Genomic DNA, 12577 nt, shown 5'->3' on the forward strand with positions numbered 1-12577 from the left:
GACGATGGGAAAGCGCTCGCCTGCCGTTAGAGCGGCGGCATTGTGGCGCAGGGGAACGCAAGGTGTGTGCCATAGCGGAGCGGCTTGCGCTTGCTGACCGGAAGCGGCATGCACGCACTGAGTTGGGGCCTGGCAGTGCGCCGCGCTGGTGCGCACGCGGCCTCGCAACGGGAAACGCTGCGGTCAGTGACGCTGTCAACGGCGCGACCCACCGGCGCACTGCGCCGGCAGGCAGCTCGACTTGACGTAACCGACTGCGATTGATGCGCTCGGTCAGATGACCGACGCACCCCAGATGCCGCGCTTCATCCAGCGGCATTGATAACGGCCCAACATCAATGCTTCCAAACAATGCACTTATCGCGTGACTCGGTTTGCGTGAGTATCTGACTCAAGATTCCAGCGACATTGGAACGAAAGTAAAACGCATCGGAGACAAGGCTAAGTACAAAGCAACGCGCACCCACAGCGGCTAACGATCGCCCCTCGGGCAGCATAGTTTCACGCCCCAGCCGGTTCGAGCACCGGCCAACTCGAAACATATCGGGCCACGGTATCCCACGCCATTGGCGTCGCGGCCGCTTGTCACCTGGCGCTTTCGCCTGACGACCACCCGAACACCCGCTTCTTTTCTATCGCAATGCGCTTCAGGAGACAATCTCATGCAAATCACCGGTATGTTGCACGGCGCGCGCCTGTTGGAATTCGTCGGATTTCCGGCGAGTGAAATCCTCGGCCCGAGCGCCAGTGAGGAGGACATCAAGACCCTGATCGATCGTCATCGCCAGATATTCATCAAACCCGTCTTCAAAGGCGGAGTGGGGAAGAAGGGGAAGGCCGGTCTGCTCGGCCGCGCGAGCGATCTCAAGACGGCGTTGATCGAGAAGGAGCGGTTGTACTTCGCCGAGCATTGCGTCGGCCACCTGAAAGCAAAGGCCAATGGCGTGACGTTCGAAGCGGGCGTTCCGGCCCAGCATGAGGTCTACTTTTCGATCACCGACTCCACGCGTTTTCGCGCACCGACGATGACGCTCTCGCATAAGGGCGGCATGGACATCGAAGAGGTCGACCCGCGGCACGTGGCGATGGTGCCCTTCGACGCGTTGACGGGCCTCAAGGCGTTCGTCGTGGCGAACGCGCTGAGCGAGATCGGTGCGCCCAAGGAGATCATCTCGCCGCTCGTCCAGCAGTTGCCCAAGCTTTGGGAACTCTTTCACGACTTCGGCATGACGACGCTGGAGCTCAATCCGATCCGCATGCGCGAGGACAAGAAGGGTCGCCTGACACCGGTCGCCTGCGACTTCAAGTGCGGTTTCGATCGCGACGATCCGCGCTGGACACGCCTCGGGCTACCGCAACACCTGTTCGCAGCGGACTATTCCGACTTCGAACAGGAGATCAATCAGTTGCGCACGCACCAGGGCCAGAGCGATGTGTATGTGATCAACGAGAAAGGCACGATTCTCGCGCCGACCTTCGGCGGCGGCGCCAACTCGCTCGTCACCGAAATGCTCGGCGACGCCGCGATCATCTCGTCGGATTTCGGCGGCAATCCGCCGTACGCGAAGATGAAGGAAGTGGCCCGTATCTGCTTCAAACACTGGCTCAAGCAGTCGAACGTGCTTTTCATCATCGGCGGCAAGTCGAACAACACCGACATCTTCGAGACGCTGCGAGCGATGGCCGACGCCCTTCGCGAACACTTCAGCGAGCATGGACCAACACCGCTTTACGTGGTGCTGGGCCGCGGCGGCCCGAACCTCGTGCGTGGCATGGCCGCGCTGAGAGACACATGCGACTCGCTCGGTCTGCCCTATCGGCTGTTCGGCTTCGACTCCGACATCAGCGAAGTGATCCAGTTCGCGCGTCAGGCGGACGCGTGGATGCGCGCCGGCGGCCGGGCCGAGATCGCAGCACGGATCGGCGCAACGGCGACGGCAACCGAAACGGCGCAAGCCCGAGGAGAGCAACGTGTATAAACAAACCAGCAGCCAATTCAAGTATTTCGTCGGCGTCAACTCGCTGGCGCAAATCGCCACGCGTGACGACCGGGTGTGCGTGCTCAATATCCTCGGCGGTGAGTCCTCGGACGTGACGCCCGTCAGTCATGCCTTCTCAGGTGGGAACATCGTGTTCGGCACGGCGCCGGGCAAGGGCGGGCAAGTGCTCCACACATCCATCGGCGATATCCCTGTGTACAACAACGTCCGCGAAGGTCTGGAGGCCGGACACCGCTTCAACTGCGGCGTGGTGTATCTGCCGCCGTCGGCCGCGCGCGACGGCGTCGCCGAACTGATTCGCGTCAATCCGGATCTGAAGAAGATTTTTATCATCACCGAAAAGATCGCCGTGCACGACGCCCGCGAAATCCGCGCGATGGGTCAGCAGGCGGGCATCGACATCTTCGGCGCGAACGGGCTCGGCGTCGCGGACTCGTGGAATCGCGTGAGAATCGGCGGAGCGCTCGGCGGCGATAGTCCGGACGATTCGCTGCGCAAGGGATCGATCGCCATCTTTTCGAACTCCGGCGGCTTCAGCACGACGATCGCGCAATACTTGCGCATGAGCGGCTGGGGCACCTCGACCGTCATCTCCAGCGGCAAGGACGTCTACATCCACTACGCCGCACCGGAGTTTGCATTCGCGCTCGCCAACGATGCCCGAACCAAGGGCGCGGTGCTCTATTGCGAACCGGGTGGCTACTACGAGGCCGATGCAAGCTTCACGAAACCGGTGGTCGCCTGTGTGGTGGGCCGGTGGAAGAGCCGCCTCACGCGTGCGGTGGGCCATGCCGGCGCGATGGCGGGCGGCTCCGACGACGCGCAAGCCAAAGAACGCTGGTTCATGGAGAAGTTCGGCGTGGAGCGCCTCTTCACGCCCGACGATCCGTGCTGCTCCGCCAAGGGCGCGGTCGTCACGAACATTGCGCATATCCCGGCGGCCCTGACGGCCGTGATGCGCGCCAACGCGACGATGCCTGACTTCGAGCCCGAAGGCAGCCTGGCGCTCAAGCCGTGGTTCGGCTCGGACCAGGGGCTCCAGTTTCCGCCCGGCCTTGCGATCCCGGTAGTGGGGGCAGTCGCGCCCTACGACGAGCAGGTCCTGCAGGTCAATCGGCAAGTCGGTGCGATTGCGCCGCGTCAGGCGTTGAAGGATGCGTCCGGGGCATCGCAGATGGACGCGAAAACGCAGGTCAGCAGCCTGCATGGCGCCTCGATGCTGGAAGCGTCGACGCATTCGCTGGAAGCGAACGTCAGTCTGGCCCTGTTGCGGGAGTTCGGCGGGGAGAACGACGAAAAGCTCATCGATGTTGCAATCGCCGCGTTCGTCAATTTGCATGGAACGCCGGAACTCGCGGCCGCGCAAGCCGCTCGCGAAGCCGGCAATGCCCCCAACGCGATCCTGGCTGCCGCGGCGTCGATCATCGGGCCGAATCGTCAACGCGCGGCACGCGATGCCGCGAAATGGATGATCGATCGCTTCTCGGCAGCGGGCCTCACGAGTGCGCTGGACGAGACCTTCGACATCGCCCGGATCGACGACGAAGGGTGCGAGAAGCTCTTCGCCGATACCGCCGATTCGCGCGCCGAAGCGATGCTTACGGGACTCGCCGAACGTGGAGTGAGCTCGGTTGCGCTGCGCTGGCTCACATCTCACCACGCTCACCCGAGCGCGGACGCCGTGCTGGCCGCGATCTGCATCACGCTCGCCTGGGGGCCGCTGATGCGCAAGCGCATCTCGCGCGTCACGGCCGAGAGCCTGCCCTGGTGGAGCATGTTGTTCGGGACGCTGATCGGTGCCTCGGCGCACGCCTCGCGACACCGTCCTGACGGCTTTTGCGGCTTCACCACGCAAGCGCTGCTGAACGAACGCAGCCTGACCGAAATCTGTTTTGCCGCGTTGCTCGATCTCGCGCCGGGGCCCGACGATCTGTTCGCCTTCAGGACGCTCGTGGGTCTGCTGCTGACCAATGGTCCGGGAGCCATTTCGGCGCAGGGAGCAAAGGGTGCGGTATCCGCTGACGGCCCGGAAAGCCCCGAGCGCGTGCAACTGAACAAGGCGCTGGTCGGCTTTCTGAGCCATACGGGTTATACGCATGGCGGCAACGGCTATGAAGGCATCGCGTTCCTGATCGAAGCATTCAGGGACAGCGGGCTTGCCGATCCGTCCGACCCCGCGCACGGCGTGGACCTGCGCGCGCTGGCCGAGCGATCGGTCGAGCGCTATGCGCAGTACAAGGCCCGGCAGAAGCATGCCGGCAGCCTCGATATCGCAAAGCTGCCCGGCGTGAATCATCCCGTCTTCAAGGACAGGCCGGTCAACTACGACCCGCGCGAAGTGTTCATCGCGCAACTGTGCGAAAAGCGCGGGGAATATAACGCGTTCCATGCGTTCTATCGCGAACTGGTGCAGGCATTGTTCGATGCCGGCGTTTCCCGCAACGTGTACTGCGTCAACGTCGATGCGGTGATCGCGGCGCTGCTGCTGAAGATGCTCTGGCAGCCGCTGCAACGTGGTGAATTGAGCGGGACCGATCTGGAAACCGCCGCGTTCACGATCTTCCTTTATCCGCGCATGCTCGGATGCGCGGCGGAAATCGACGATCACCTGAACCGCGGGCGCAACATGGACACCCGAACGCCCGCGTCCCAGTGCCGCTTCGTAGCCTGAGCGGTTCGCCGCACTGATAACCGGCGAACATCAATCGTTCCATAAATAGCACTTATCGTTTCATGTGGTTCGGGCGACTATTCGACAAACAACAGATCGCCCGAGCACCGCAAGCTCAAAATATCCGGAGACACCTCGATGCATCCCTCCTCAACCCGCCTGGCCCCCGGCCAGTCGAAATCTTCCGCCGTGATACGCGTGACGGCAGGCAACTTTCTGGAGCAGTTCGACTTCTTCCTGTTTGGCTTCTACGCCACGCAGATCGCCGCGATCTTTTTCCCGGCCGGGAGCGAATTCGCTTCACTGATGATGACGTTCGCGGTGTTCGGCGCGGGCTTCCTGATGCGGCCGCTTGGCGCGGTCATCCTCGGCGCGTATATCGACGATGTCGGCCGCCGCAAGGGCCTGATCGTCACGCTGTCGATCATGGCGAGCGGCACCATCCTGATTGCGTTGGTGCCCGGCTATGCGACCATCGGACTGTTCGCCCCGATCCTCGTTCTCATCGGCCGTCTACTGCAAGGCTTCTCCGCGGGCGCGGAACTGGGCGGCGTATCGGTCTATCTCGCCGAGATGGCGACCCCGGGCCGCAAGGGTTTCTTCACCAGTTGGCAGTCGGCGAGCCAGCAAGTGGCGATCGTCATCGCTGCGGCGCTCGGCTTCGGGCTCAACCAGTGGCTCGATACGGCGGCGATCGCGAGCTGGGGATGGCGCGTGCCGTTCTTCGTCGGCTGCATGATCGTGCCGTTCATCTTCATATTGCGGCGCAATCTCGAGGAAACCCAGGAATTCAAACAGCGCGCGCATCGTCCGGGCATGAAAGAAGTCTTCACGACGCTCGTGAAGAACTGGAATGTCGTGATCGCGGGCATGCTGCTCGTCGCAATGACCACCACGAGCTTCTATCTGATCACCGTGTATGCACCGACCTTTGGCAAGACGGTCCTGCATCTGAGCACCGCCGATAGCCTGCTCGTCACGCTCTGCGTGGGGGTCTCCAACTTCATCTGGCTGCCGATCGGGGGCGCGCTGTCGGACCGGATCGGACGCCGTCCGCTCCTTCTCGGCATGACGATCCTGGCAATTGCAACGGCCTACCCAGCGCTGTCGCTGCTGGCTCACGCGCCGAGCTTCGTCAACATGCTGCTCGTGCTGTTGTGGCTTTCGTTCATGTACGGCATGTACAACGGCGCGATGGTCGTCGCACTCACTGAAGTGATGCCGGTCGAAGTCCGTGTGGCTGGATTCTCGTTGGCCTACAGCCTGGCGACGGCGGTTTTCGGCGGTTTCACGCCCGTTATCTCGACGGCGCTCATTCACATGACGGGCGACAAAGCCGCGCCCGGCTACTGGATGAGCTTCGCCGCGGTGTGCGGGCTCGGTGCCACGCTCGCACTGTACCGACGCCGTCGCGCTCCGGTAGCTGCGGCTTCCTGAACCATCGCGTCGCTCCTCGAACTTCAGCCTGATCTTCTTTCAACCATGAAATCCATCCTTCTGAAACTCTGTACCGCGGCGCTTCTCAGCAGCGCCGCCGCTGTGGCGAATGTGCACGCCGCCGATCTGCACGTGATGAGCTCGGGCGGCTTCACCGCCGCCTACAAGCTGCTCGGCCCGAAGTTCGCGGCGTCCACGGGCGACACGCTGGAGACCGCGCTCGGACCGTCGATGGGCAAGTCGCCTGAGGCCATTCCAAACCGGCTTGAGCGCGGAGAGCCTGCCGACGTCGTGATCATGGTCGGCTATGCTCTGGATGACCTCATCAAGCAGGGCAAGGTGATTCCTGAGTCGCGCGTCGAGCTCGCGGATTCGCGCATCGGCATGGTGGTGCGCGAGGGCGCGCCGAAGCCCGACATCGGCTCCGAGGCGGCGCTCAAGCAAACCTTGCTGCATGCCCGGTCGATCGCTTACTCCGATAGCGCGAGCGGCGTTTATATCGAGCGTGAGCTGTTCAAGCGGCTAGGCATCGAAGAGCAGGTGAAGCCCACGGCGAAGATGATTCCCAGGATTCCTGTGGCATCCGTCGTCGCGACCGGCGATTACGAAGTGGGATTTCAGCAGGTGAGCGAACTGCTTCCCGTGAAGGGCGCCGCGTACGTCGGCAAGATTCCGGAGTCGCTGCAGTCTGTCACGCGGTTTGCGGCCGGCATTCCGGTCGGCGCGCAGCATCCGAAAGAGGCCAAAGCGTTGCTCGATTATCTCGCGTCGCCCGCCGTGCAACCGGAGGTGACATCGACCGGACTCGATTCCGTCGCCGCGCATTGAGGACGCCCACGATTCAGCCCGGCAGATCGGCGGGCTGATCGAAGGCTTCTTCCGGCTGATGCGCGAGGCTCAATGCCTGTTTCAGACGCGTCCGGTCGCAGGCGCGCTCCCACATCGATACGAAGATCACCGCGCAGGCGTTGCTGATCACGCTCGTCAGCGCGCGCGCCTCGGACATGAAGCGATCGATCCCGACCAATAGCGCGACGCCCGCAAGCGGCAGGTCCGGCATAACCGCGAGCGTCGCGACGAGCGCGACCAGTCCGCTGCCCGATACGCCCGCTGCGCCCTTCGACGTGAGCAGCATGACTGCGAGCATCGTCGCGAGCTGGCCGGCCGAGAGGCGCACGTCGCACGCCTGAGCGATGAACATGGAGGCGAGCGTCAGATAGATCGCCGTGCCGTCCAGGTTGAACGAATAGCCGGCGGGCAGCACGAGTCCGACGATACCCTTGTCGCAGCCAAGCGCTTCGAGCTTGACGATGAGGCGCGGCAGCACCGGTTCCGTCGAAGAAGTCGCGAGCACGATGACGAGTTCTTCGCGCATGTAGCGCAGCAGTCGCCACAACGAGAAGCCATGCAGGCGCGCGAGCGGAGCCAGCACGCAGACCACGAACAGCAGGCACGCCGCGTAGAACGCCACCATCAGCACGCCGAGCGAGCCAATCGAACGGATGCCGAAACGGCCGACCGTGAACGCCATCGCACCGAACGCGCCAGCGGGCGCAAGCCGCATGATCATCGCGAGGATGCGAAACAGCACGTGCGCGACGCCGTCGATCAGTTCCTGTACCCGCCGCGCGGGGCTTCGGCTGGCGTTCAGTGCAAAGCCGAACAGAAGGGCGAGCAGCAGGACCGGCAGCACTTCGCCTTTGTCGAAGGCGCCGACGAGCGTGTCCGGAATCACATGCAGCGCGAATTCGACGAGTCCGTGCGACTGCGCACGCGTCGCATACTGCGCGAGGATGGCCGTGTCCAGACGATGCGCGTCGATGTGCAGTCCCGCCCCCGGCTGCAGCGCGAACGCGGTAACGAGCCCGAGAGCGAGCGCGACGATGGTGAGAAAGTAGAACAGAGCCAGCGCCTTGAGGATCGTCCGGCCGATCTTCGAGCCGCTCGCAAGCGACGTGATGCCGGTGACGATCGTGCAGAAGACGATCGGCGCGATCATCATGCGTACCAGCGCGACGAAAGCGTCGCTGAGCGGTTTGAGCGACGCGCCGGCATGGGGCCAAAAGTGGCCGACGGTCATGCCGAGCCCCATTCCAAGCAGTACCTGGACGTAGAGCAGCCGCAACGGCCTGGGCAGTGTCATTTCGAGGTCTTCTTCGCCGCGCGGGGCGAGCCGCTGCGCTTGGTGTCGAGTATCGTCTGATAGAACTGCTGCGCGGCCGGCGCGAGCGGACGCCCGCGGCGCCTGATAATGCCGACGCGCCTCGTCACGACCGGATCGACGAGGGGCACGCTGGTCAAAATCGGATGGTCGCGAATGGGCATTGCCATTGAAGGCACCGCTGCCACACCGAGCCCCGCTTCGATCAGGCCGAGCATGGTGGTGACATGGCGCGTTTCGCAGATGCTCGCCACGGCTGGCACCACGTTGGTCAATGCCTGATCGAGCAGCAGGCGGTTGCCGGAAGTCTTGTCGACCGAAACGTATTCGTGTTCATAAAGCTCGCTCCAGGACACACGAGTCTTGCGGGCCAGCGGATGATCGCGACGGCACGCGGCGACGAACCGTTCCTGCAGCAGAACCTTGAACTCCACCTCGGTTTCCTGGCTGCCCATGAAACTGACGCCGAAATCGGCTTCACCGCTGATGACCGAGCCGAGCACTTCATTCGCGCTCGAGTCGAGCAGCTTGACCCGGATCCGCGGATAGCGGCTGTGATAGGCGGCAATGACACTCGGCAAAAAATAGTAGGCAACCGACGGTATGCATGCGATCGTCACATGACCGAGGCGGCTGCTGGATACGTCACGGATGCCGAGCAATGCGACATCGAGATCGTCGAGGAGTTGTTCCGCGCTCGGGGCGAACACGCGACCTACGGTAGTGAGCGACACGCTGCGCGTGGTTCGCTCGAAGAGCCGCACGCCGAGCGCCGCTTCCAGTTTCTCGATGCGCCGGCTCAACGCCGGCTGGGAAATATTGACAGCGTCCGCTGCTTTGCGAAAGCTACCCAACTCCACGACGGCTCGAAAGGCCTGCAAATCATTCAGGTCGAAGTTGACGCCCACGGCCATCCTCCGCATTTTTTTTAATGCGGCTATTTTGCATCATGCGGACGAAAGCGCACATCAAGAGACAACGCTACAGAACGCGCTCGCGATGGGTACCGCACAAAACATGAACTCGAACTCGACGCGGCCGCGCCTGACTTCACGGATTTAACCTCGTAATCCGCTGGCCCTGGACGCCAAGCCCGGCCATCAATCCCTGCTGGCCAAAAATGAATGCGTAGACATCAGCCTGCAGGGTCGTGGTGTTCATCGATCTGGCTACGCCCGCATCTACGACCACAACGCTCGGGCCTACGCCAACGGCCCAACCGCTGCTATCGAAGGGCCGGCGCGCGGCTGCGTCGGTCATCAGAAACAACGCCTCCGAGAGCGTCTGCGCACCCGCTTGCAGGCCCCAGGAGACCCCTGTGTTTCTGAAGTAGCCCAGCACCTTGCCGTCGGAACCGAACAGTACGCCCCTTCCGCCTTGGCCGCCCACCCCGAGGCCCGCCCTGACGATGTTCGGAAATACGAGAACTGCTTTCGCCCGATCATGAAGCTCTCGGGCTCTGGGCACAGTGTCGAACAGTTGTTCGAGCGCTGCGCGCGCTTGCGCCTCCAGTGCCGGATCGCCCATTCCAGCCGACGAAGGCTCCTGTGTCGAACAGGCCGCCGCCAGCAGCAAAAGCGGGACTACGAGAAAAAGCCGCAAACACTTGCTCATGACTTGTGCTCCCGTTCGAAAGGCGACCTGGCGTGACGAAAGAAACCCCAAATGGGCTTTCCCCGGTCATACCCATAGTGGCATCTGCCTGGCTCGAAGGCAATTGGACTTTGGTTCGAGCGCGACGTGGCCCACGCCTGAACGGCGCTTTCGCGAGCACGACAGCACGCGGACGGCGCCCATCCAGCCGCGTCTCGTGGCCACGCCGAACGACTCCGCCATCGTTGCGGCGACGGCAGGGCTCGGTATCGTGCGTTCTCCTACCAGGTTAATCGCTGTCAAGCGGCGATCGCCCGGCATCAGATATCGAGCAGCAGCCGATCGCCGCCACCGGAATCCGGATGTGCGGGCACGGCGCAGCAGATCAGTGCCTCGTCGTCCGGCACCTTGAACTCCGGCGCGACGGCGTAGGTCACGGCACCTTCCACAATACGGGTCCGGCAAGTTCCGCAACTGCCGCCGCGGCACCCGTATGCGGGCATGAGCCCGCGCGCTTCGGCCAGCTCCAGCAGCGAGCCGCCGTCCGGTTGCCAGCGCGCCTCCTTTCCTGACTTGACGAAGGCGACCGGTGTCGGCTCATCCGCGGGGGCGCGCAACGCAATGCCCGCCATCGCATCGTTGCGCCGCTTGATCCCCGAAGGGCCAAACGCCTCGGCATGAATACGGTGGTCCGCAACGTTCAGATCGCGCAGGCCGTCATACACCGATTGCATGAAGCCCGAGGGTCCGCACAGATAGAAGTCGTAGTCGTCGAAAGGAAGGGTGGTGCGCAGCAGATTCACGTCGACACGGCCGGCGAAGTCGAAGTCTTCGTCCTTGCGTGCGCCGCCCACGTCCGACAGCGTGCGCACCACTTTTACCGCGCCGTTCGCGAGCGCGGCCAGCTTGCCGATCTCGTCGCTGAATGCGCGCTCCTTGATCGAACGCGCCGAGTGGAAGAACCACGTATTGCGCGTGCCGCGCTTGCGCGCCCCTTCGTAGACGATGTGACGCAACATCGCGAGCATCGGCGTCACACCGACACCGGCGGCGAGCAAGACGACAGGCCGGCGCTCCAGCGGGTCGACCGTGAACTGCCCCGCGGGCGCACGGGCCTCGATGACATCGCCCACATGCACGCTGTCATGCAGATGCGACGATACGCGTCCTTCACGCTTCACGCTGATGCGGTACAGGCCGTCCGACGGCGCGCTCGACAACGTATAGGTGCGGATGAACGGATGGTCCTCGCCGGGCAGGGTCACGCGAATCGGCAGATGCTGGCCCGCGAGGTGTGCAATCAAGCCGGCGCCGTCTGTCGGTTCCAGCTGAAACGAGCGTATCAGCGTACTTTCGTCGACCACCTTGGCGATCCGGAAAGGACGCCACGTCTGCGCCAGTTCGGCGGCCTTCAGACGGCTCATGGCGTCGCTCCAGTTGCCCGTCATCAATGAGTTGGGCGACCAGCCGTCTTCCCGAAATTGCCAGCGCAGCGGCAGGGCGCCTGCGCGATAGACGATGCGGCGCGGCCTGAAGCGCCACAGCCGTTCCGCGCCCTGAAACGCGGCGATCTCCGGCGAATCCAGATCGACTTCCGCTTCGCCCGTCATTTGCAGGACGTCGCCGCTTTCGAAGTCGGTGAAGATCAAACCAGCGCGCGGATTGACGAGAAAATTACCGAGTGTCGCGAAAAACAGATTGCCTGCGAAGTCGGGCATCGTCAGCACCCCGTCCTCGCCGATATGCACGAATCCCGCCTTGCCGCCGCGATGCGATACATCGACCTGACGGGCTTTGCCTTCACCGACATACGAGGCGACAAAAAGCGTGTCGGCGCTCGCGATCATTTCGCGCGCGCGGCCGGCAAGACCGTCGAGTTCTACCGGCGCGATCTCCGGGAACGCGTCCGGCTCCCGGACGAACGTGAAATCGCGCAACTGGATGTACTGCGGACAGTTGCCGAAGCTTTGCGCGACCTCGACGTCGAAATTGCGCGACGCACCGCGACGGATCACACCGTTTAGCCGATTGCGGCGGCGCGTATGCAGTTCGATGCCGAGAAGTCCGATGGCCGCGCCGTCGCGCGTGCCGCTGATTGCCGGATCGCGGGGATCGAACGCGGTATCGATGCCCAGGATCTTGTCGGAGGACGCTTGCATGAAGCCAGGCTTCCCAAAGGCGAAAGTCGCCCACACGTCACCGTCGTCCGCTACTGCGCCCACGACGACGAACGGCAATTGCGCAAAGAAAGCCTGATGCAGCTCGGGCATGTGATCCCTGACGAAGCGCCGTCCGACGCTGTCCATCTTCTGCATGACGCCGACCTGTTCCTGCAGCTTCAGTTCGCCCTGATGCCAGGGTGACTTGACTTGGCTCGGTACCGTGTTCACGATATGTCTCCTCGACGAAACCTGTGCAGCACGCGTCGACGCGCGCGTTCGGCGTACTCAGCGCCGCAACGAGGCGATGATCAGGCAGCGGCCGCGAGCCCGACGGGGGACTTCTGCGCGCCCGCGGCGAGGGCGATTTCGATCAGTTCATGCTCGATGCCGAGCAGCGAGGTCAGCAGGCGGGCACGATGCGAATGACCAGACAGCGGATGGACGTAGAGCTGCATGGCAGTGTCCTCGGGTGGGGCGCGCTGAGCAAATCTCATCGCTTGAGGCTAGTTTAGACAGTTCGCCGTTGCCGCAGAATGCTTCCTGGCGCGAATTG

Annotated in this window: 8 protein-coding genes and 1 pseudogene; 4 read left to right on the plus strand and 5 right to left on the minus strand. The window is 63.3% G+C overall.

Going from position 1 to position 12577, the window contains the following annotated elements; genetic code table 11:
- Positions 1-662 precede the first annotated feature (662 nt).
- The 4 genes from ABQJ48_RS14975 to ABQJ48_RS14990 all read left to right on the plus strand — a co-directional run bounded on the left by ABQJ48_RS14975 (position 663) and on the right by ABQJ48_RS14990 (position 6936).
- Positions 663-1979: an ATP citrate lyase citrate-binding domain-containing protein gene (locus ABQJ48_RS14975; protein WP_367838791.1), complete on the plus strand. Its 1317-nt coding sequence runs from the start codon at positions 663-665 to the stop codon at positions 1977-1979.
- The gene (locus ABQJ48_RS14980; protein ID WP_367838792.1) at positions 1972-4671 is read left to right on the plus strand and encodes a CoA-binding protein; all 2700 of its coding nucleotides are present in this window, start codon (positions 1972-1974) and stop codon (positions 4669-4671) included. The genes ABQJ48_RS14975 and ABQJ48_RS14980 overlap by 8 nt, the downstream gene beginning before the upstream one ends.
- Positions 4672-4809: 138 nt before the next feature.
- On the plus strand, positions 4810-6108 hold the full coding sequence (gene tcuC, locus ABQJ48_RS14985) for an MFS transporter (RefSeq protein WP_367838793.1): 1299 nt from the start codon (positions 4810-4812) through the stop codon (positions 6106-6108).
- Between the two features lie 45 nt (positions 6109-6153).
- A complete protein-coding gene (locus ABQJ48_RS14990; protein ID WP_367838794.1) occupies positions 6154-6936 on the plus strand; it encodes a substrate-binding domain-containing protein in 783 nt (260 codons plus the stop codon).
- 13 nt (positions 6937-6949) lie between these two features.
- On the opposite strand, the gene dctA is transcribed toward ABQJ48_RS14990, so the two are convergent.
- The 5 genes and pseudogenes from dctA to ABQJ48_RS15015 all read right to left on the minus strand — a co-directional run.
- On the minus strand, positions 6950-8251 hold the full coding sequence (dctA, locus tag ABQJ48_RS14995) for a C4-dicarboxylate transporter DctA (RefSeq protein ID WP_367838795.1): 1302 nt from the start codon (positions 8249-8251) through the stop codon (positions 6950-6952).
- Positions 8248-9177 carry a LysR family transcriptional regulator gene (locus tag ABQJ48_RS15000; RefSeq protein ID WP_367838796.1) on the minus strand — a complete coding sequence of 310 codons (930 nt, stop codon included), beginning with the start codon at positions 9175-9177 and terminating at the stop codon, positions 8248-8250. The genes dctA and ABQJ48_RS15000 overlap by 4 nt, the downstream gene beginning before the upstream one ends.
- Positions 9178-9319: 142 nt before the next feature.
- On the minus strand, positions 9320-9883 hold the full coding sequence (locus ABQJ48_RS15005) for a lipid-binding SYLF domain-containing protein (protein ID WP_367838797.1): 564 nt from the start codon (positions 9881-9883) through the stop codon (positions 9320-9322).
- A 299-nt stretch (positions 9884-10182) separates the two neighbouring features.
- A complete protein-coding gene (locus tag ABQJ48_RS15010) occupies positions 10183-12252 on the minus strand; it encodes a 2Fe-2S iron-sulfur cluster-binding protein (protein WP_367838798.1) in 2070 nt (689 codons plus the stop codon).
- Between the two features lie 104 nt (positions 12253-12356).
- Positions 12357-12479, minus strand: a pseudogene (locus ABQJ48_RS15015) (thioredoxin domain-containing protein); the annotation flags it as partial.
- Positions 12480-12577 lie beyond the last annotated feature (98 nt).

Source organism: Paraburkholderia suaedae (assembly GCF_040812055.1).
In the GTDB taxonomy this organism is placed as follows: Bacteria; Pseudomonadota; Gammaproteobacteria; order Burkholderiales; family Burkholderiaceae; genus Paraburkholderia.